At 71.5% G+C, this 20,634-nt stretch carries 19 protein-coding genes; 11 read left to right on the top strand and 8 right to left on the bottom strand.

Going from position 1 to position 20,634, the window contains the following annotated elements:
- The first annotated feature begins 107 nt into the window (after positions 1-107).
- Both CCS38_RS05835 and CCS38_RS05840 read left to right on the top strand, forming a co-directional pair.
- Positions 108-1,124, top strand: a complete 1,017-nt coding sequence (locus tag CCS38_RS05835; RefSeq protein ID WP_223732118.1) for a hypothetical protein — start codon at positions 108-110, stop codon at positions 1,122-1,124.
- Complete coding sequence (locus CCS38_RS05840) at positions 1,124-2,500, top strand: hypothetical protein (protein WP_223732119.1); 1,377 nt, start codon at positions 1,124-1,126, stop codon at positions 2,498-2,500. Before CCS38_RS05835 ends, CCS38_RS05840 begins: the two co-directional genes overlap by 1 nt.
- Before the next feature lie 55 nt (positions 2,501-2,555).
- On the opposite strand, the gene CCS38_RS05845 is transcribed toward CCS38_RS05840, so the two are convergent.
- Together CCS38_RS05845 and CCS38_RS05850 are read right to left on the bottom strand one after the other, a co-directional pair.
- Positions 2,556-3,578, bottom strand: a complete 1,023-nt coding sequence (locus CCS38_RS05845) for an alpha/beta hydrolase (protein WP_223732120.1) — start codon at positions 3,576-3,578, stop codon at positions 2,556-2,558.
- 144 nt (positions 3,579-3,722) lie between these two features.
- Positions 3,723-5,246: a peptide MFS transporter gene (locus CCS38_RS05850; RefSeq protein ID WP_223732121.1), complete on the bottom strand. Its 1,524-nt coding sequence runs from the start codon at positions 5,244-5,246 to the stop codon at positions 3,723-3,725.
- Positions 5,247-5,685: 439 nt separating this feature from the next.
- Here CCS38_RS05850 and CCS38_RS05855 point away from each other — a divergent pair, with 439 nt between their 5' ends.
- Positions 5,686-6,366 carry a response regulator transcription factor gene (locus CCS38_RS05855; RefSeq protein WP_030265943.1) on the top strand — a complete coding sequence of 227 codons (681 nt, stop codon included), beginning with the start codon at positions 5,686-5,688 and terminating at the stop codon, positions 6,364-6,366.
- Positions 6,367-6,407: 41 nt separating this feature from the next.
- On the top strand, positions 6,408-7,688 hold the full coding sequence (locus CCS38_RS05860) for a sensor histidine kinase (protein ID WP_223732122.1): 1,281 nt from the start codon (positions 6,408-6,410) through the stop codon (positions 7,686-7,688).
- On the opposite strand, the gene CCS38_RS05865 is transcribed toward CCS38_RS05860, so the two are convergent.
- Both CCS38_RS05865 and CCS38_RS05870 read right to left on the bottom strand, forming a co-directional pair.
- Positions 7,674-8,192 carry a GtrA family protein gene (locus tag CCS38_RS05865; protein ID WP_223732123.1) on the bottom strand — a complete coding sequence of 173 codons (519 nt, stop codon included), beginning with the start codon at positions 8,190-8,192 and terminating at the stop codon, positions 7,674-7,676. The two genes, CCS38_RS05860 and CCS38_RS05865, sit on opposite strands and share 15 nt — an antisense overlap.
- 101 nt (positions 8,193-8,293) lie before the next feature.
- A complete protein-coding gene (locus tag CCS38_RS05870; RefSeq protein WP_223732124.1) occupies positions 8,294-8,734 on the bottom strand; it encodes a protease inhibitor I42 family protein in 441 nt (146 codons plus the stop codon).
- A 138-nt stretch (positions 8,735-8,872) separates the two neighbouring features.
- Here CCS38_RS05870 and CCS38_RS05875 point away from each other — a divergent pair, with 138 nt between their 5' ends.
- The 4 genes from CCS38_RS05875 (at position 8,873) to CCS38_RS05890 (ending at position 13,105) form a co-directional block, all read left to right on the top strand.
- Positions 8,873-10,012: a 5-(carboxyamino)imidazole ribonucleotide synthase gene (locus CCS38_RS05875; protein WP_223732125.1), complete on the top strand. Its 1,140-nt coding sequence runs from the start codon at positions 8,873-8,875 to the stop codon at positions 10,010-10,012.
- Positions 10,009-10,551: a 5-(carboxyamino)imidazole ribonucleotide mutase gene (gene purE / locus CCS38_RS05880; protein ID WP_223732126.1), complete on the top strand. Its 543-nt coding sequence runs from the start codon at positions 10,009-10,011 to the stop codon at positions 10,549-10,551. Before CCS38_RS05875 ends, purE begins: the two co-directional genes overlap by 4 nt.
- The gene (locus tag CCS38_RS05885; protein ID WP_223732127.1) at positions 10,548-11,726 is read left to right on the top strand and encodes a dipeptidase; all 1,179 of its coding nucleotides are present in this window, start codon (positions 10,548-10,550) and stop codon (positions 11,724-11,726) included. The genes purE and CCS38_RS05885 overlap by 4 nt, the downstream gene beginning before the upstream one ends.
- A 125-nt stretch (positions 11,727-11,851) precedes the next feature.
- Complete coding sequence (locus tag CCS38_RS05890; protein WP_372456999.1) at positions 11,852-13,105, top strand: dipeptidase; 1,254 nt, start codon at positions 11,852-11,854, stop codon at positions 13,103-13,105.
- Positions 13,106-13,153: 48 nt separating this feature from the next.
- Here the strand turns inward: CCS38_RS05890 and CCS38_RS05895 are convergent, their stop codons facing one another.
- The gene (locus CCS38_RS05895) at positions 13,154-13,522 is read right to left on the bottom strand and encodes a VOC family protein (RefSeq protein WP_030265967.1); all 369 of its coding nucleotides are present in this window, start codon (positions 13,520-13,522) and stop codon (positions 13,154-13,156) included.
- Between the two features lie 74 nt (positions 13,523-13,596).
- Between CCS38_RS05895 and CCS38_RS05900 the strand changes: the two genes are divergently transcribed.
- Positions 13,597-14,145, top strand: a complete 549-nt coding sequence (locus CCS38_RS05900) for a CGNR zinc finger domain-containing protein (RefSeq protein WP_223732128.1) — start codon at positions 13,597-13,599, stop codon at positions 14,143-14,145.
- A gap of 123 nt (positions 14,146-14,268) precedes the next feature.
- Here the strand turns inward: CCS38_RS05900 and CCS38_RS05905 are convergent, their stop codons facing one another.
- Positions 14,269-15,609, bottom strand: a complete 1,341-nt coding sequence (locus CCS38_RS05905; RefSeq protein ID WP_223732129.1) for a UDP-glucose dehydrogenase family protein — start codon at positions 15,607-15,609, stop codon at positions 14,269-14,271.
- Positions 15,610-15,787: 178 nt separating this feature from the next.
- Between CCS38_RS05905 and CCS38_RS05910 the strand changes: the two genes are divergently transcribed.
- Positions 15,788-16,960, top strand: a complete 1,173-nt coding sequence (locus tag CCS38_RS05910) for an acyl-CoA dehydrogenase family protein (protein WP_223732130.1) — start codon at positions 15,788-15,790, stop codon at positions 16,958-16,960.
- A 75-nt stretch (positions 16,961-17,035) separates the two neighbouring features.
- Here CCS38_RS05910 and CCS38_RS05915 read toward each other — a convergent pair whose 3' ends face one another.
- On the bottom strand, positions 17,036-18,337 hold the full coding sequence (locus CCS38_RS05915; RefSeq protein WP_223732131.1) for an LCP family protein: 1,302 nt from the start codon (positions 18,335-18,337) through the stop codon (positions 17,036-17,038).
- A 278-nt stretch (positions 18,338-18,615) separates the two neighbouring features.
- Between CCS38_RS05915 and CCS38_RS05920 the strand changes: the two genes are divergently transcribed.
- Positions 18,616-19,170, top strand: coding sequence for an acyl-CoA thioesterase (locus tag CCS38_RS05920; protein ID WP_223732132.1), 555 nt, complete (start codon positions 18,616-18,618; stop codon positions 19,168-19,170).
- Positions 19,171-19,212: 42 nt separating this feature from the next.
- Here the strand turns inward: CCS38_RS05920 and CCS38_RS05925 are convergent.
- Positions 19,213-20,634: LCP family protein (locus CCS38_RS05925; protein ID WP_308050694.1), on the bottom strand; the 1,422-nt coding region annotated here is incomplete at its 5' end.

The raw sequence follows: 20,634 nt of genomic DNA on the forward strand, positions 1-20,634 counted from the left end.
GCGGCGGTGGGCGGCTGGTTCCTGCGGCGACGGCGGCGGGCGGGCGCGGACGACTCACAGGAACAAGAGGACGGAGCGGTAAGGGAGTTGGCGACAGGGGTGACGACGTGAGCGGAGTACGTACGGGCCGGGCGGCGGGCAGTCCGCGGCGAACTGCTCCCTGGGCGGCGGCCGTTGCCGCGCTGACCCTTGTCCTCGTCGCTCTTCCTCCGGCCGGGACGGCCCTCGCCGCCGACGACGGGCCCACCGTCAAGCTCTCCCAGCGGCAGGCGGGCAAGGGCGGCTCGATCACGGTCACCGGCGCCGGATGGCGCCCCAAGGCGCTGCTCACCCTGCTGATCTGCGGCCAGAACATGATCGGTGGCACCAACGCCTGCGCCAACGGCGACGGCCGCGCCGTCACCACCGGCAAGGACGGCCGCTTCCGCATCGAGCTGCCGGTCGCCGAGCCGCCGAAGCCGTGCCCGTGCGTCGTGCACGTCGCCACCGTGACCGGCCGGGCGGCGACGGCGGACGCCCCGTTCACCGTCGCCGGACACCCCGTGGCCCCGCTGCCCGAGCGGACCGGCGGCGGGCGGCTGGCGGTACTGGCGCCCGCCCGGCTGCGCGGCAGTTCGGGACTGCTGACCTGGTTCGGCGCGCCGCCGCAGCGGGAGCTGGTGCTCACGGTCGGCAACCTCGGCGCCGAGCCCGCGAAGAACCCGGTCTTTAAGGTCGGCACCCGGCACGGCGTCCTCGCCCCGCAATGGGCGGACCAGCAGTGGCGGGGCACGCTGGAGGCCGGGAAGAAAGCGCAGGTCACGCTGCCGGTCGAGCTGGCGGCCGGCGCGCACGGCGACTACAGGGTCGCCGTGAAGTACGGCGGCAAGGTCCTGGCCGAGCAGCCCTGGCAGGTCGGCCGGCCGTGGGGCGTGACGCTCTTCTGGATCCTGCTCTGCGTCGTGGTGCCGGCCGCGGTCTTCCGCATCGGCATGGCGATCGTCGACAAGGTACGGCCGCGCGGCCGCCCCGCCCAGCGCGGGGCGGAGGACGAAGCGCCGGCCGGCCTGCCCTGGTTCACCCCGGACACCGCACCGTCCGTCACCACACTCACCGAGCGACCGACGTCGAAAGGTTCCCTGTGATGAGGCAACGGAGGAGAGCGGCCGCGGCCGGGAGCGCGCTGATGCTCGCGGGTGTGGGCCTGGTGGCGGTGTCCGGCACCGCCGCGGCGGCCCCGGTACCCGGCCCGGCGGCCGCCGTGTCGTACCTGACGGAGTGCATCCCGCCGCCGATCTCCGGCCTGGATCCGGTGCAGGGCACCACCAAGGTCGAGATCAGCGCGCCCGCCACGGCGAAGGTGGGGGACACGGTGGAGGTGGTGTGGAAGACGGTCGGCGCCGCGTCCAAGAACCCGGACGTACTGGACCTGGGCAAGGACACGGTGCAGCCGACCGGCGTGCTCAAGGCGACGGGCGCGCAGACCGGCGACATCCCGATGGAGGGGCCGCGGCAGAATCCGCCCATCCCGAAGAACAGCCCGATGCAGCTGCCCGACATGACGGGCAAGCTCAAGCTGGAGAAGCCGGGCGAGGTCACGCTGACCCCGGGCGCGTACACGATCAACGTCAACAAGCCCGTCCCGACGGACACCAAGTGCGCGCCCAAGGGCGAGGTGAAGCCCGCGCTCACGATCAAGGTGACGGACGGCAGCGGGTCGGACTCGGGCGGCACGTCCTCGTCGGGCGGGTCGTCCTCGTCCGGGGGCGCCTCGGGCGGTGACTCCGGCGGTACGGGCGGGAGTACGGGCGGCTCCGGAGGGGCGAGCGGCGGCGGCAACGGCGACCCTGACGGCACCGCGTACAAGGGCAAGGAAGTCCAGGTCCCGTACGCCTGCAAGACGCCCATCGGGGACAAGAAGGCCACCTCTCCGGTGCAGATCAACGGCACCAAGAAGGGCGGCGACTTCGACCTCACCGTCAAGTTCCGCAAGTCCGTGATGGACAGCCCGGCCGACATCCCCAAGGACTCGGTCAAGCCGTCGATGGAGGTGAAGCTGGGCGGCGTGGACAAGGGGACGGTGCACGTCGAGGGGCCTGCCAACAAGGAGCCGATCAAGTCCGGCGAGCCCATCGAGATCCCCGACCTCAAGGGCACCTACAAGCCCGGCGCGAGCGGCAAGGCGACGCTCACGCCCGGCGTCCTGACGGTCAAGGCGATGGGGACCACCACCACCTGCACGCCCGAGAAGGACCCGGGCGTCTCGCTGGAGCTGGACACCAGCGCCCAGCCGGGCGGCGCGAGCGGCGGTACGTCCTCGGGCGGCGCCGCGACCGGCGGTACCGGGGATACCGGAGGCAGCGGGGGTGCCGCGGGTGCCGCGGGCGGTTCCGGCGGGCTCGCCGACACCGGCGCCGCGGACCACGGCGGCCTGCAGGCGCTCGGTCTGATCGCCGGCACGGTGATCCTGCTCGGCGGCGCCGTCTTCACCTTCATGCCGCGCCGCTACCTGCGGCGCTGACCGGCCGGGCGGCCGGTGGTCCGTGCCGGGCGTACGGTTCTCGGTCCCGTACGCCCTACGCGCGGTCCGCCGACCGCCCCGCCCGCGCCATGAGCCAGGCCAGCACCCGGCGCTCGACCCCGGGCCGGGTGAGGGCCGCCATGCCGTGGCCCGTCCCCGGCAGGACCGACACCGTGGCCCGCGGCTCCGCCTTCGCCAGGCCCCGGGAGTGCGCCACGGGGACGAAGTCGTGCGCGAAGTGCAGCAGCAGCATCGGCATACCGGGCCCGCCGGGCCGCTCCGGACCGCCCGGCGCCCAGGTCCGCGCGGCCATGTCGTCCCAGACGGCGCGGCACTTGGCAGCCGCGACGGAGGTCGGCGAGGCCGCGGAAGCCAGGGAGGCCGCGGAGCCCGACGGAGCAGCCGGGGGCGGTGCCGCAGGGGCCGGTGCCTGAGGGCCCGGTGCCGCAGGGGACGGTGCCGCCTTCTTCGCCTTCGGATTGCACCCCGCCAGCTTCTGCGCCTCGCGCCGCAGCCGGCGCTGGGCGGCCGAGGCGCCGGAGCGCGCGCCGTCCCGCCAGGCCAGATACGGATCGGCCACCGGCGAGAGCGCGATCACCCCGGCCGGCCGCTCGGCCGTGCCCGCGGTGTACTCCGCGGTGTTCGCCGCGATCTGCCCGCCCGCCGACGAGCCGAGCAGCACGATGCGCCGGGGATCGGCCCGGAAGCGGACGGCCTGCGAGCGGATCCAGCGCAGTGCGGCGAGCGCGTCGGTGCGCTGCGCGTGCCAGCGCGCGTCGGTGTTGAGCCGGTAGTCCACGTCGAAGACGACGAATCCGCGCGCCGCCAGCTTCCGGGCCCACCCGCTCCAGTCGGAGTCCTGCGCCCAATACCCCCCGTGCAGGATCATCACCACCGGCCGGACGTCCGTGCCGGCGGCCCGGTAGGCGCCGATGGTCTGCCGCTTCTGCGGGCCGTAGGAGTACGTCCCCTTGAACGCGGCGTCCGGCGCCGCGGCCGCCCGGCCCCCCTGCGGGACCACCAGACACGCGGCGGCCAGGACCCCGCACAGACCCGTCCATACCGTTCCTCGCCGCACACCCCGATCGTTACCGCGGCCCGCCGCCGCCCTCCCCGATCGTCCGGGCACCCCACTCGAACGGCCGCGCACGCGAAGGGCCCCGGCGCCATGGCGCCGGGGCCCTTCGTCCGCTCGTGACAGCGGATCAGTGCAGCGGGTCCGTCAGTGGACCTCGCCCATGAGGCCGCGGACCTTCTTGCGGTACATGTAGATCGCGAAGCCCGCGAGGGCCGCGAGGATCGCCTCGATCAGGATCGCGCGCGAGCCGCTCATGTCGACGCCGCCGATGGACAGCAGACCCGTGACCGAGTCGCCCGCGGTGTTGGCGAGGAACCAGATGCCCATCATCTGGCTGGCGTACTTCAGCGGCGCCATCTTCGTGGTCAGCGACAGGCCGACGGGGGAGAGGCACAGCTCACCGATGGTCTGGATGAAGTAGATGCCCAGCACCCACATCGGGCTGACCTTCTCGCCCCCGGCCGCCATGGCCAGCGGCATCAGGAAGAAGAAGAACGAGACGCCGATGAGGAACAGACCGGCGGCGAACTTCAGGATCGTGCTGGGCTCCTTGCCCTTCCGGTTCAGCCACAGCCAGAGCCAGGCGAAGACCGGGGCCAGCGCCATCACGAAGATCGGGTTCAGCGACTGGAACCAGGTGGACGGGAAGGAGATGCCCAGCAGCTCGCCGGAGGTCTTGGTGGAACCGAACGCCTGGACGGTGGAGCCGCCCTGGTCGTAGATCATCCAGAAGGCCGCGGCGGCGATGAAGAACCAGACGTAGGCCGAGACCTTGCTCTGGTCGTCGGTCGAGAGGTCCTTGTCCCGCTTGATGCGGAAGAGGACGGCGGCCGGGATGATGATGCCCAGCACGGTCAGCGGGATCATCGCCCAGTTCAGCGTGAAGTGACCGGTGAAGCCGACCACGCCGTAGAAGACCACCGCGACGATCAGCCAGGACAGGCCCTTGCGCAGCCAGGAGTTGCGCTCCTCGACGCTGAGCGGGGTGGGGACCTTGTTGCTCTCCGGGCTCAGGTGCTTGGTGCCCCACAGGAACTGGAGCAGACCGATGCCCATGCCGACGGCGGCGAGGGCGAAGCCCAGATGCCAGTTGTGGCTCTCACCGACGGTGCCGATGACCAGCGGCGCGAGGAAGGCACCGACGTTGATGCCGATGTAGAAGATCGTGAAGCCGCCGTCACGGCGCGGGTCGTTCGGCCCGTCGTAGAGGTGGCCGACCATCGTGGAGATGTTGGCCTTCAGCAGACCGGAGCCGATCGCCACCAGCGCCAGACCGGCGAAGAAGAATCCCTGGCCCGGGCCGGCCAGCGAGAGGTGGCCGGCCATGATGACCACGGCCGCGATGGTGACGGTCTTGCGCGGACCCCAGACGCGGTCGGCGAGCCAGCCACCGGGCATGGCCAGGAGGTAGACCATCGCCATGTAGATGGAGTAGATGGCCGTGGCCGTGGCGGCGTTGAACGCCAGACCGCCTTCACGGATGCCCGATCCGTCCGGGCCGCCGGACAGCAGGTAGATCGTGAGCAGGGCCCGCATGCCGTAGAAGCTGAAGCGCTCCCACATCTCGGTCATGAAGAGAGTGGCCAGTCCGCGGGGGTGGCCGAAGAAGGTCTTGCCGCCGGCAGGGGTTCCCTGCCCTGGGGAATCCTTCGTCAGGCTGGACGCCATGGTCGATCCTTGGGGTGATCGGGACGCACAGGTGGGGCTGCGCGCCCGGGTCGGCTGACCGGCACCGGCGCAGTGCCGTCCGCCCGCCCACGCCCGGTAGGAGGGTGCGACACCACTATGGAGAGGAATCGACAGGACGGCCGTACACCGGAATCCACGCCCCCGTGTATGTGCGATGGACCCGGTCTAGGAGGTCATTTGCCCGCGGGCCCGGTCGTGCCGGCCCCGCACACAACAGGGACCGTGACGTCGTATGAGCGTCAAGGTCCCGGGGTGTACAACGGACGTTCATGCCACTGTACGACGCGCGTAGCTCAGGTTGGGCTCAGTGAGACAACGGTCACACCCGGCGCGGGGAACCGGGCGGTGCTCCCACCGCCGCAGCCCGGGACCCCCGGAGGGGCATCGTGGCCGTGACCTGTCGGACTACCATCGGGCCATGACCCGTGTACTGCTCGCCGAGGACGACGCGTCCATCTCGGAGCCGCTGGCCCGCGCACTCCGCCGTGAGGGTTACGAAGTCGAGGTGCGTGAGGACGGCCCCACGGCGCTCGACGCCGGTCTGCAGGGCAACATCGACCTGCTCGTACTCGACCTGGGCCTGCCGGGCATGGACGGCCTGGAGGTCGCCCGCCGGCTGCGCAACGAAGGGCACTCCTTCCCGATCCTGGTCCTCACCGCCCGCGCGGACGAGGTGGACACCGTGGTGGGTCTGGACGCCGGCGCCGACGACTACGTCACCAAGCCCTTCCGGCTGGCGGAGCTGCTCGCCCGGGTGCGGGCCCTGCTCCGCCGCGGTACCACCGCCGAGCCCCAGCAGCCGCCGGCCACCCATGGCGTACGGATCGACGTGGAGTCGCACCGCGCCTGGATGGGCGAGGAGGAACTGCAGCTCACGGCGAAGGAGTTCGACCTGCTCCGGGTGCTGGTGCGGGACGCCGGCCGGGTGGTGACCCGCGATCAGCTGATGCGCGAGGTCTGGGACACCACCTGGTGGTCCTCGACGAAGACGCTCGACATGCACATCTCCTGGCTGCGGAAGAAGCTGGGCGACGACGCGGCCAACCCTCGGTACATCGCCACCGTGCGCGGGGTGGGCTTCCGCTTCGAGAAGAGCTGAAGCCCCCGCAGTAACACCCCACCCCCGCCCGGGAGGGCACCGTGCGCCGCCGACTGATCAATTCCACCCTCGCCGTGGTGCTCGTCGTGATCGCCGTTTTCGGCGTCTCGCTCGTCATCGTGGAGACCCGCACCATCCAGGCGGGGGCCCAGGAGAGCGTGGGGGCGGAGGCCGTGCGCCTGGTGGGCATGGTCGAGAGCCGGCTGAGCGGCGGCGAGAAGATCACCGCCGAGGTGCTGTCGGAACAGATCACCACCGACCGGTACGCGCTGATCGAGGTGCCGGGCCACGCCCCCGTACAGATCGGCAGCCGGCCCTCCGGCGATGTCATCGCCTCCACCGTCCACGGTGAGCAGGGCGAGACCGTCACCGTGCAGGAGCCCCGCTCCGCCGTCAGCGCCGAGATCGGCCGCACGCTGCTGATCATCCTGGCGGTCGCGGCGCTGGCCATCATCGCGGCCGTGATCCTCGCCGTACGGCAGGCCCGCCGGCTGACCGCCCCGCTCACCGACCTCGCCGAGACCGCCGAGCGCCTCGGCTCCGGCGACCCGCGGCCCCGGCACCGCCGGTACGGCGTGCACGAGCTGGACCGGGTCGCGGACGTGCTGGACGCCTCCGCCGAGCGGATCGCGCGGATGCTCACCGCCGAGCGCCGGCTCGCCGCCGACGCCTCCCACCAGCTCCGTACGCCGCTGACCGCGCTGTCCATGCGGCTGGAGGAGATCACCCTCACCGACGACCCGGAGACGGTGAAGGAGGAGGCGACGATCGCGCTGGGGCAGGTGGACCGGCTCAGCGACGTCGTCCAGCGGCTGCTGACGAACTCCCGCGACCCGCGCTCCGGCTCCGCCGTCGCCTTCGACCTGGACGAGGTCGTCAAGCAGCAGATCGAGGAGTGGCGCCCGGCGTACCGCAGCGCGGGCCGGGCCATCGTCCGCTCGGGCAAGAAGCATCTGCGCGCGGTCGGGACGCCGGGCGCGGTGGCCCAGGTACTCGCGACCCTGATCGAGAACGCGCTGATGCACGGTGACGGCACGGTCGCGCTGCGCACCCGCGTCACCGGGAACCAGGTCGTCGTCGAGGTCACCGACGCCGGCCCCGGCGTACCGCCCGACCTGGGCTCCCGGGTCTTCGAGCGGACGGTGAGCGGCCGGAACTCCACGGGCCTGGGGCTCGCGGTGGCCCGCGACCTGGCGGAGGCCGACGGCGGCCGGCTGGAGCTGCTCCAGCAGGAGCCGCCGGTCTTCGCGCTCTTCCTCAGCCGGGAGTCCGATCACTACCGGCCGGCGTCGGCGGACGGGGCCGGGTCAGGACCCCGATGAGCCGCGCCGGGACGCCTCGGAGCGGGCCTTCTCCGTGAGGAAGGACTCTGCGGTCTCCACGGCCTCGCGGGCCGGCAGCGTCCGGAAGACCCAGGAGCGGTAGGACCAGAAGCGGAAGAGCGTGGCGATGCCGATGCCGAGGAACTTGAAGACGTTGTTCTGCAGCGGGGTGTTCCAGCCGCACCAGTACGTCGCGGCGTAGAGGATGCCGTTCTCGATCACCAGGCCGACCGCGCTGAAGAAGACGAAGAGGGCCAGTTCCCTGGTGCGGCCGCTCTTGTCGCGGTCCCGGTAGGTGAAGTAGCGGAAGCCGACGTAGTTGAAGAGGATCGCGACGACCGTCGCGACGATCCCGGCCCGCACCACGGGCAGCTCCGTGGTGTGCCGCACGAGGTTGAAGACCACGAGGTTGACCAGCACACCGGCTCCGCCCACCGCGCCGAACTTCACGATTTCGCGGCCCAGCAGCTCCAGCCGCGAACGCAGCGGGCTCGGTCCAGACATATTGGCGGTTCAGCTCCCCGTGAGGCGTCGTATCGGGCGGGCCGTGGTCGGCGGCCGGCCGCTCACTCATGCTAACCAGCGGGCTTCCGGGCCGTCGCGCGTCAGTCGGTCACCGTGATGCGGAAGGCGAGCAGCTCGCCGTCGTCGCTGTCGGCGCGCTCGGTGCCGCACTGGAAGCAGCGCCGCAGCGCCAGCTCGGTCCGGCCGGCGCGGACGGCCTGGAACTCCAGGTAGCGGGTGCCGCCGGAGCCCGCGACCACCGGCTCGTCGGCCTCGTAGTGGCTGCCGGCCGGCTTGAGCACTTGCGGGTCGGGCGGCGGAGGAGAAACGGTCCAGCGGTAGCCGGTGCTCGGGTTGTCGTCCAGCTCTATCGAGAAGCGCTCGCCGGGGGCGACGGATATGACGTTGTCCTGCGGCCCGTACACCTGGGGACCGGCGGTGAGCAGGGAGATCAGGGAGTACACCGTCACCAGCAGGGCCGCCACCGCGACCGCTATGCCGATCTTGCGGGACGGCGTCGATATGCCGTCGGTCGCGTCCATGCGTCCTCCCCCGGATCCACGCGTCCGGGCGAGCCTATCGCCCGATGGCAGCTCGCACAGAGGTGCGGAACGTCCGGATTCAGAGGATCGTCCAAGGGGTGGCCTGGAACGGTCGGTCGGAGCGGATACCCTGAAGGCGTGACGTTTCCGGTAGTCGGCATGGTCGGTGGCGGACAGCTCGCTCGTATGACTCACGAGGCAGGCATCCCCCTCGGCATCAGGTTCAAGCTCCTCAGTGACACTCCGCAGGACTCCGCGGCGCAGGTCGTCAGCGATGTCGTCATCGGCGACTATCGCGATCTGGCCACCCTGCGGGAGTTCGCGCGCGGCTGTGACGTGATCACTTTCGATCACGAGCACGTCCCCACCGAGCACCTCCGGGCCCTGGAGGCGGACGGTATCCCCGTACGCCCCGGTCCGGACGCGCTGGTGCACGCCCAGGACAAGGGGGTGATGCGCGCGAAACTGACCGAGATCGGCGCCCCCTGCCCGCGCCACCGCATCGTTTCGGACCCGGCCGATGTGGAGCAGTTCGCGGCCGAGGGCGAGGGTTTCCCCGTCATCCTGAAGACCGTCCGCGGGGGCTATGACGGCAAGGGCGTCTGGTTCGTACGATCCGCCAAGGACGCCGAGGAGCCGTTCCGCGCAGGCGTGCCGGTCCTCGCCGAGGAGAAGGTCGACTTCACCCGCGAGCTGGCCGCCAACATCGTCCGCTCCCCGCACGGCCAGGCCGTCGCGTACCCGGTCGTGGAGTCCATCCAGGTCGACGGCGTCTGCGACACGGTGATCGCGCCCGCTCCCGGCCTCTCCGAGGAGCTGTCGGCGCAGGCCCAGGAGCTGGCGCTGCGGATCGCCAAGGAACTGGACGTGGTCGGCCACCTCGCGGTCGAGCTCTTCGAGACCGCGGACGGCCGGATCCTGGTCAACGAACTGGCGATGCGCCCGCACAACTCCGGGCACTGGACCCAGGACGGCGCGATCACCTCGCAGTTCGCCAACCACGTCCGCGCGGTACTGGACCTGCCGCTGGGCGACCCGCGCCCGCGCGCCGAGTGGACCGTGATGGCCAACGTGCTCGGCGGCGACTACCCGGACATGTACAGCGCGTACCTGCACTGCATGGCCCGGGACCCGCAGCTGAAGATCCACATGTACGGCAAGGACGTGAAGCCCGGCCGTAAGGTCGGGCACGTCAACACCTACGGCGACGACCTGGCCGACGTGCGTGAGCGCGCCGCGCACGCCGCCGGCTACCTGCGAGGAACGATCACCGAATGAGCTCCAGCTCCCAGACACCCGTCATCGGCATCGTCATGGGCTCCGACTCCGACTGGCCCGTCATGGAGGCCGCGGCGCAGGCCCTCGACGAGTTCGAGATCCCGTACGAGGTCGACGTCGTCTCCGCGCACCGCATGCCGCGCGAGATGGTCGCGTACGGCGAGGAGGCCGCGGGCCGCGGCCTGAAGGCGATCATCGCGGGTGCCGGGGGAGCGGCCCATCTGCCGGGCATGCTGGCCTCGGTCACCCCGCTGCCGGTCATCGGCGTGCCGGTCCCGCTGAAGTACCTCGACGGCATGGACTCGCTGCTGTCCATCGTGCAGATGCCGGCCGGCGTGCCGGTCGCCACGGTCTCGGTCGGCGGCGCCCGCAACGCCGGTCTGCTCGCCGCCCGGATGCTCGCCGCGCACGACAGCGAGCTGCAGGAGCGGATGCGCGAGTTCCAGCAGGAGCTGAACGACCAGGCCACCGAGAAGGGCAAGCGGCTGCGGAACAAGGTCGGAGGCAACGAGGGCTTCGGCTTCGGGAGCGGCAAGTGAGCGAGGCGGCCCGGGACCTCCTCGCCCGCTGGCCCGTCGTCGACGGTCACAACGACCTGCCCTGGGCGTTGCGCGAGCAGGTCCGGTACGACCTGGGCCGGCGCGACATCGCCACCGACCAGTCCGCGCATCTGCACACCGACATCCCGCGGCTGCGGGCCGGCGGCGTCGGCGCGCAGTTCTGGTCGGTGTACGTACGCTCCGACTACGACGGCGACCGTGCGGTCAGCGCCACCCTGGAGCAGGTCGACTGCGTGGCGCAGCTGATCGACCGGTACCCGGGCGACCTGCGGCGCGCGCTCACCGCCGACGACATGGAGGCAGCCCGCGCCGAGGGGAGGATCGCCTCCCTGATGGGTGCCGAGGGCGGGCACTCGATCCACTGCTCGCTGGCCACGCTCCGCGCCCTCTACGGGCTCGGCGTCCGCTATATGACGCTGACCCACAACGACACCATCGCCTGGGCGGACTCGGCGACCGACGAGCCGCGCCACCACGGCCTCACCGCCTTCGGCGAGGAGGTCGTGCGCGAGATGAACCGGCTCGGCATGCTCGTCGACCTCAGCCATGTCTCCGCCGACACGATGCGGGACGCGCTGCGGGTCACCGAGGCGCCGGTGGTCTTCTCGCACTCCTCGGCGCGCGCCGTCTGCGACCACCCGCGCAACATCCCCGACGACGTACTGGCCCAGCTGCCCGCCAACGGCGGCGTCGCGATGGTCACGTTCGTACCGAAGTTCGTGCTGCCCGATGCCGGGGAGTGGACGAAGCGTGCCGACGAGAACATGCGCGCGCACGGCCTGCACCACCTCGACACCACCGAGGCCGGCATGAAGGTGCAGCGCGCCTTCGAGGCCGCGCACCCGCGCCCGGTGGCCACCGCCGCCACCGTCGCCGACCACCTCGACCACATGCGCGAGGTCGCCGGCGTCGACCACATCGGCATCGGCGGCGACTACGACGGCACGGCCTTCACCCCGGACGGCCTCCGCGACGTCGCGGGCTATCCGAACCTGATCGCGGAGCTGCTGGACCGCAAGTGGTCCGAGGCCGACCTCGCCAAGCTCACTTGGCAGAACGCGGTGCGTGCGTTGCGCGCGGCGGAGGACGTCGCCCGCGACCTCCAGAAGCGGCGCGGCCCGTCGAACGCGACGATCGGTCAGCTGGACGGCTGAGCGCCGCAGTAGGGGTCATCCGCCGCGTGTCGCGCGGTGGGTGACCCGTACGGATCATCCACCGCGAAGAAGTGGATCTCCCGTGTCACCGTGGCCCTACTGCCACCGATCCAGGAGCTCCGACCATGGCCGACCTCGCCCCCGATCTGGAAGCCGCAGACCTCACCGGTGCCGCCGGGGTTCTCGGCGCCGCCGAGGACGCCCACTCCCCGTACGGATCACTCGGGCGCCCCGCCGACCCCCCGCTGCGCCGCGACCCGCTCTCCCGCGCGCACGCGCTGCTCGCCGCGCACCCCGTCTTCGACGGCCACAACGCCCTGCCCTGGGCGCTGCGGCTGCACCACGGCGACGACCTGACGCCGGGTCACTACTACGACCTCGACTACGGTGAACCCGCCGTCAGCACCGATATCCCCCGGCTGCGGCAGGGCCGCGTCGGCGCGCAGTTCTGGTCCGTGCAGGTGCCCACCGCGCTCAGCGGCGACCACGCCATCAGTGCCACGCTCGAACAGATCGACTTCGTGTACCAGCTGGTGCGCGCCTACCCCGAAGCGCTGCGCCTGGCGATGACCGCCGACGACGTCACCGAGTGCCGCAACCGCGGCCGTATCGCCTGCCTGCTCGGCTCGGCCGGCGGCCAGATCATCGACAGCTCGCTCGGCGCGCTGCGCGCCCTGCACACCCTGGGCGTGCGCTCGATGCTGCTCACGCCGGACCGCAACACCCCGTGGGCGGACGCGGCGGCCGACACCCCGTGCGCGGGCGGCCTCACCGCCTTCGGTGAGGAGGTGGTCCGGGAGATGAACCGCCTCGGGATGCTCATCGACCTCTCGTACGCCTCGGTCGACACGATGCGCCACACGCTGGCCATCACCAAGGCGCCGGTCTTCCTGAACCGGTCCGCCGCCCGGAACCTGACGAACCACCGGCACAACGTGCCCGACGAGGTCCTCGCGCAGCTGCCCCGCAACGGCGGGATCTGCATGGTCACCTTCGCCCCGCAGCGGGTCACCGGGCCGGTGGGCGCGGCGACCGTGGAGGACGTCGCCGACCACCTCGATCACGTACGGAATGTGGCGGGGGCCCGGCACGTCGGCCTCGGCGGTGGCTTCGACACCGATCCGGCGGACGGGCGGCCGGAGGGCCTGGAGGACGTCTCCGGCTACCCGCGGCTGCTCGCCGAACTGATCACCCGCGGCTGGTCCTTCTCCGACCTGGCCGGGCTGACCTGGGGCAATGCCCTGCGTGCGATGCGTGGCGCGGAGTTCGCCGCGCGCGAGGCCCGGCACCGCCGCGGGCCGTCCACGGGGACCATCGACCGGCTGGACCGGGCGGACCGGCGGGACCGGATGACACGGCTGCACTGGGCCTGGACCTGAGAGCGGGGGCGGGCGGGGAGTCCCCGCCCGCCCCCGCCGGTTCCGTACTCAGTGCAGGCACAGACAGAACGGGTGCCCTTCCGGGTCGAGGTAGACCCGGAAGTCGCGCTTGCCCTCGTCGTGCTGGACCAGCTTCGCGCCGAGCTCCAGCGCCTCGCGCTCGGCCTCCTCGATCCGGTCCCGCGGCACCCGGAAGTCCAGGTGCAGCTGCTGGGACCGCTCGCCGCTGGGCCAGTCCGGCGGCACCAGATCGGGTGCCGTCTGGAACGCGAGCATCCGTCCCTGAGGCCCGGCCACCTCGATCCAGTCGCCCTCCAGCTCGCCCACCTGCCAGCCGAGCAGCCCGGCGTAGAACTCCGCGAGGGCCTGCGGGTCGCGGGCGTCGAGCACGACGACGCCGTACTGAGCGATGGCCATGGTGTTACCTCCTGCGACGGTGTAGCGGTAACTTCGTTACTGCATGATGGCCCTCAACAGGTAACGTGGCAAGGGTGGCCGACCGTAGCGCGCCGCCTTCCCTGGCTCTCGTCCAGGATCTGGCGAACACCCTGGACATCGAGAGCGGGCAGGACGCGCTGGCCGCGCCCGGCGGCCTCGCCGCCTTCCTGCGCGAGCACGGGTTGCCGCCGGCTCCCGCCGGGAAACGCGCACTGTCCGCCGTTCAGCGGCTGCGCGAGGCGCTGCGTGCGGCCTGTCTCGCGCACACGGGGACCGACCTGACCGAGGAGACCGAGCGCGAACTGGGCGCGCTGCTCGCCGCCGCGCCGCTGACGCTCACCGTGGACGCGCGGGGCGAGGCGGCGCTGTGCCCGGCGCCCGGACTCACCGGGGCCGCCGCGCTGACCGCCCGGATCGCTGCCGGCATCGCCACCGCCGCCGCGGACGGCACCTGGCCCCGCCTGAAGGCATGCGAGGCCCACGACTGCCAGTGGGTGTTCTACGACCGCAGCCCGGCGGCACGCAGCCGCTGGTGCACGATGGCGGTGTGCGGCAGCCGCGCGAAGATGCGTACGTACCGGGCCCGGAAGGCCGAGGGCTGAGCAGGCCCGCGCCCGGAAGGGGCGCGGGCCTGTGACACTGTGCGGCTTCGCCGCGTGGGCGCGACCAGCCGCGATGAGGCCGCAGACGACCGATGGCCTCTCGCGGCACTTCCAGTGGAGCGCTTAGGCGCGCGGGCGGCCCAGCGCGCGGTACGTCCAGCCGGCCTTGCGCCACAGCTCCGGGTCCAGCGCGTTGCGGCCGTCCAGGATGCGGCGGTGCGCCGCGACCTCGCCCAGCGTCGCCGGGTCCAACTCGCGGAACTCCCGCCACTCGGTCAGGTGCAGCACGACGTCGGCGCCGCGCGCGGCGTCCAGCGCGGTCGGCGCGTACCCCAGCGTCGGGAAGACCCTGCGCGCGTTCTCCATGCCCTTGGGGTCGTACACGGTGACCTGGCCGCCCTGGAGGTGGATCTGGCCCGCGACGTTCAGCGCGGGGGAGTCCCGCACGTCGTCGGAGTCCGGCTTGAAGGTCGCGCCGAGGACGGCGACCCGCTTGCCGAGGAAGCCGCCGCCGACCGCCTCGCGCGCCAGCTCCACCATGTGGCCGCGGCGGCGCATGTTGATCGAGTCGATCTCGCGGAGAAAGGTCAGCGCCTGGTCGGCGCCCAGCTCGCCGGCGCGCGCCATGAAGGCACGCAGGTCCTTCGGCAGACAGCCGCCGCCGAAGCCGACCCCGGCGCGCAGGAACTTCTTGCCGATCCGCTCGTCGTGGCCGATCGCCTCGGCCAGCTTCACCACGTCACCGTCGGCGGCCTCGCAGATCTCGGCCATCGCGTTGATGAAGGAGATCTTGGTGGCGAGGAAGGAGTTGGCGGCCGTCTTGACCAGCTCGGCGGTCGGGTAGTCCATCACGACCCACGGCGAGCCCTCGGCCAGCGGCGTGGCGTACACCTCGCGCAGCAGCGACTCGGCGCGCTCGCTCGCGACACCCACCACGAGCCGGTCGGGGTGCAGGGTGTCCTGAACGGCGAAGCCCTCGCGCAGGAACTCCGGGTTCCAGGCCAGCTCCGCCTCCTCGCCGGCCGGCGCCAGCTCGGCCAGCCGCTTGGCGAGCCGCGCCGCGCTGCCCACCGGCACGGTGGACTTGCCGACGACCAGCGTGGGCCGCGTCAGGTGCGGCGCCAGAGACTCGAAGGCGCTGTCGACGTAGGACATGTCACAGGCGTACTCGCCGTGCTTCTGCGGGGTGTTCACGCAGACGAAGTGCACGTCGCCGAAGGCGCCGGCCTCTTCCCAGGAGGTGGTGAACCGCAGCCGCCCGCTGGAGCCCGGGAGACCCGCGACGTGCTTGCGCAGCAGCTCCTCCAGGCCCGGCTCGTACAGCGGCACCTCGCCCCGGCTGAGCATCTCGATCTTCTCGGGCACGATGTCGAGCCCCAGCACCTCGAAGCCGAGTTCGGCCATGGCGGCGGCGTGCGTGGCGCCGAGGTAGCCGGTGCCGATCACGGTGATCTTGAGGGGCATGGACGCTCCAGGTGCGGACGAAGTCTGTTGCGGGGCCGAGCATAGCTGGGACAAGGGGTGCGCCGATCCGGTCGTTGTCGGCAACCTCACGTACCCCACGAGGTGCTCCGGCTCTAGAATTCGGGGAAACGCGACAGGTTACTTAACGGTAGTTAGCACTCAGGGGAGATGAGAGACCTTGGCGGGAAACGCCGATTTCGATCTGTACCGGCCGGCCGAGGAGCACGACATGCTCCGTGAGTCGGTGCGTGCGCTCGCCGAGGCGAAGATCGCACCGTTCGCCACGCAGGTGGACGAGGAGGCCCGCTTCCCGCAGGAGGCGCTGGACGCCCTGGTCGCCAATGACCTGCACGCCGTGCATGTACCGGAGTCCTACGGCGGCGCCGGCGCGGACGCGCTCGCCACCGTCATCGTCATCGAGGAGGTGGCCCGCGTCTGCGCGTCCTCCTCCCTGATCCCTGCCGTGAACAAGCTGGGCTCGCTGCCGGTGATCCTCTCCGGCTCCGAGGAGCTGAAGAAGAAGTACCTGGGCCCGCTGGCCAAGGGCGACGCGATGTTCTCGTACTGCCTGAGCGAGCCGGACGCGGGCTCGGACGCGGCGGGCATGAAGACCAAGGCCGTCCGCGACGGTGACACTTACGTGCTCAACGGCGTGAAGCGCTGGATCACCAACGCGGGCGAGTCCGAGTACTACACGGTGATGGCCGTCACCGACCCGGAGAAGCGCTCCAAGGGCATCTCCGCCTTCGTGGTGGAGAAGGGCGACGAGGGCGTCTCTTTCGGCGCCCCGGAGAAGAAGCTCGGCATCAAGGGCTCGCCGACCCGCGAGGTCTACCTCGACAACGTGCGCATCCCCGCCGACCGCATGATCGGCGCCGAGGGCACCGGCTTCGCGACCGCGATGAAGACCCTGGACCACACCCGCATCACCATTGCGGCCCAGGCGCTGGGCATCGCCCAGGGCGCGCTGGACTACGCCAAGGGCTACGTCCAGGAGCGCAAGCAGTTCGGCAAGCCGATCGGCGACTTCCAGGGCGTGCAGTTCATGCTCGCCGACATGGCCATGAAGCTGGAGGCGGCCCGCCAGCTCACCTACGCGGCCGCCGCGAAGTCCGAGCGGATCTCCGCCGGCGGCAAGGCCGAGGACCTCACCTTCTTCGGCGCCGCCGCCAAGTGCTACGCCTCGGACGCGGCCATGGAGATCACCACCGACGCGGTCCAGCTGCTCGGCGGCTACGGCTACACCCGGGACTACCCGCTGGAGCGCATGATGCGCGACGCAAAGATCACCCAGATCTACGAGGGCACCAACCAGGTCCAGCGCATCGTCATGGCCCGCAACCTGCCGTAACGGCGCGGCACAGGGCACACGGGAAGGCCCCGGCTCCTGGGAGGGAGCCGGGGCCTTCGCATGGTCCGGAGCGGGTCACTCGTCCGCGGTGACCGTGACCGGGTCGTCGTTCTTGAGCTCGCCGACCAGCTGCTTGACCTTCGGCATGTCCCACTGGAGGTTGCCGCCGACGCTGCCGGAGGTCGGCATGTTCATCGACTTGCCCTCGCCGCCCTTGCCGGTGACGTCCTTCAGAGCGAAAAACATCTTGGCCAGCGAGTAGGGGCCCATGTCCTTGTCGACGATCAGGGTGTCCAGGCCCGCGCCCATGGCCGGGTAGAGCGCGAAGGGGTTCAGGATCGTGCCGGGCGAGGCCACCTGGTGGGCCAGCGTCGAGAGGAACTTCTGCTGGTTCTTCGTGCGGTCCAGGTCACTGCCGGAGAAGGCGTGCCGGGTACGGACGTACGCCAGGGCCTGCTGGCCGTTCAGGGTCTGCTCGCCGGCCTTGAAGTCGGCGCCGGACCACTTGTCCTTGAAGCCCTTGTCCAGCTTCATGTCGACGCCGCCGATGGCGTCCACGATGTTCGCGAAGCCGGCGAAGCCGATCTCGGCGTAGTGGTCGATGTGCAGCCCGGTGTTGTACTCCACGGTGCGCACCAGGAGCTGGGGGCCGTCGATGGAGTACGCGGCGTTGAGCTTGTTGGGGCCCATCGCGGGCTGCATCTTGCCGGACTCGGAGCCGCGGAACTCCGGGATCGTGATGTTCGAGTCGCGCGGCAGGGAGATCAGCGTCGGGCCGTTGGACCCGGTGTGCAGGATCATCATCGAGTCGGTGCGCTTGCCTTCCGCGCCACCGGTGTGCAGCCGCTTCTTTTCCTCGGCCGACATCCCCTCGCGGCTGTCGGAGCCGACGATCAGGTAGTTGGTGCCGTCGCCCTCCTCGGGGCGGTCGATCACCTTGCTGAGGTCGACCTCCTTGCGCATCTTGGAGTCGGCCCAGAAGTACGTGCCGACCGACACGACGAGCAGCACCACGACGAGCGTGACCAGGATCCGCTTGATGCGGCGGCCCCAGTGGGGGCGGGGGCGGTAGCCGTCGTCGCCGTAACCGCCGCCACCACCGTGGCCGCCGCCGTAGACCTGGCCGGTGTTGTACCCGTCGTCGTAGCGGCCGCCGCCGTGGCCCCCGCCGTATCCGCCGTCGCGGCCCGGCTGCGGCGGGACGCCCTGGCGGCGCGGCGACATGCCGGGCGGCAGCGGCGGCTCGTTGTAGCCGGCCGTGGGCTCCCGGCGCACCTGTCGCATGGCGCGCGCGCCCTCCGGCTGGGCGCTGCTGCTGCCGCGCCCGTACCGGTTCCTGTCGTCGTCACGGGCGAGCCCGTCGCGCCACTCGTTCATGGAGCAAAGTGTGCCTGCCGGTACACCTCGCCATACAGGGCGGGGACGGGTTCGGCCCCCGGCTGTTGCAGAGCTGATGCAAAACGACGCGGCATAAAGGGGAGGGAGCGACCATTGGGCCGCGTGGGACAAGAAGCGACGATTCGGGACGTGCGGGACGCATGTTTGCCCGCGATTGCACTTGTAATGGGATGAAAGGGGAGTAAAGCGGACCGGTCGGTGGGCTCCGTGCCCCTTCTCGGGCAGAAGCCGTCCGGCGGGGTGCATAGGGTGGACGTATGACCGACCTCGTCACCGGCAGCGCGGAGGGCGACCTTCCGGGCAAGCCCACCTCCGTCTCGCGTACGACGCTCAGCCACATCATGGACGCGAGCCACACCAATCTGCTCGGCACCGTCCACGGCGGCGTGATCATGAAGCTGGTGGACGACGCGGCGGGCGCGGTGGCCGGCCGGCACTCCGGCGGCCCCGCCGTCACCGCCTCCATGGACGAGATGGCGTTCCTGGAGCCGGTCAGGGTCGGCGACCTCGTCCATGTGAAGGCGCAGGTCAACTGGACCGGCCGGTCCTCCATGGAGGTCGGCGTACGGGTGCTGGCCGAGCGCTGGAACGAGTCCACCCCAGCCCAGCAGGTCGGCTCCGCGTACCTGGTCTTCGCCGCCGTCGACGAGAACGGCAAGCCGCGCCGGGTCCCGCCGGTGATCCCCGAGACCGAGCGCGACAAGCGGCGGTACCAGGAGGCGCAGATCCGCCGCACGCACCGGCTCGCCCGGCGCCGCGCCATCATGGAGCTGCGCGAGCGCCGCGTCGCCGACGGCGTCGACGAGGGCTGAGCCGCACGTCCCGCGGGCTTTGAGAGCCACCGGGCCCGAGGGCTACTGGCACTCCTCCTCGTCCCCCGTGACCGCCGGCACATCGCCGGAGTCGGGCGCGGGCACCTCGGCGCGCACCTTGTGGACGCCCTTGTGGTCGGGGCCGAGGGTGACTCGCAGGAGCGGGCCCTGGCCCGGTACCGCGCGCAGCTCCGCACCCGGCAGCGCGGCGGCCAGCGTCCGTACCGAGCGGTTCCAGCGCGGGTCGTAGCTGATCACGGTGCGGTCGGCGGGCGCCGACGCGTTGCGGGGCGTGCCGGTGGTGTCGAAGCCGGTCGCGCGCAGCGCCTTGTCGGCCCGGGCCGCGTGGCCGCGGGTGCGGGTGCCGTTGTCGACCTGCACCCGGATCTCGCCCGGCGCGACGTCCACCACGGTCGCGCGCTGCTTGCGCTTCTTGTGCACGGCCAGCGGGCGGTCGGCGCGGACGGCCGCGAAGAGCTTCTCCGCGCGCTCCTCGTCCCACTTCACCGTCGAGCCGAGGTTCGGCACGGAGTAGCTGATGTCGCTGACGGGGACGGAGGCGAACTCCGAGGAGGCGGGCTTGAAGCCGCGAAGCGCCTGCCCGAGCGCGACCATCTCGCGCGTGCCGAAGCCCGCGTCGGCGCGCAGCGAGTCCAGCAGGGTCGAGGTGATCCGCTTGAACGTCACCGGGTTCACCAGCGCTTCCGAGTCGGTGATCTTGTGCAGGAGGGCGACCAGGAAGCGCTGCTGGCGCTGCATGCGGCCCAGGTCGGAGCCGCCGTCGAGGTGCCGGGCGCGGACGTACTGGAGCGCCTGGCCGCCGTTCAGCTCGCTGGTCCCCTTGGGCAGGTCCAGCCCGGAGTAGCGGTCCCGCAGCGGCCGGGTGGTGCACACCTGCACCCCGCCGACCGCGTCCACGGTCTTCATGAAGCTGGTGAAGTCGACCTCCAGGTAGTGGTCGATGTGCACCCCGGTCATGTGCTCCACGGTGCGGACGGTGAGGTTGGGGCCGCCCTCCGCGTACGCCGCGTTCAGCTTGATCGGGTGGGTCGGCACCGTCCGCCCGGTCTTCTCGTCCTTGCGTTCGGGCGCCTCGACGAAGGAGTCGCGGGGCAGGCTGATCACGCTTGCCCGGTCCCGGGCCGCCGAGAGGTGGACGAGCATGACCGTGTCGGTGCAGTGGCAGGGCTCGCCGCCGAGGTGGTACCGCTCCTTCTCCGCCGCCGACAGCCGGTCCCGGCCGTCGGTGCCCGCGACCAGGAAGTTCATCCCGTCCCCGGAGCTCGTCCGGGGCCGCTTGCCCATGTCCTTGAAGGCGTCGACGCGGGAGATGTTCTCGTTGACCCCGGTCACCATCGCGTGGCCGACGCCGCTCGCGGCCAGCAGGACGACGGAGACGCCGGCGGTCGCCCGCACGATCCACCGCGCTCTCCGGCGCCGCCTGCCGGGTGCGGGGAGGGGGAG

Origin of the sequence: Streptomyces purpurogeneiscleroticus (assembly GCF_020024005.1) — a bacterium.
Classification (GTDB): domain Bacteria; phylum Actinomycetota; class Actinomycetes; order Streptomycetales; family Streptomycetaceae; genus Streptomyces; species Streptomyces purpurogeneiscleroticus.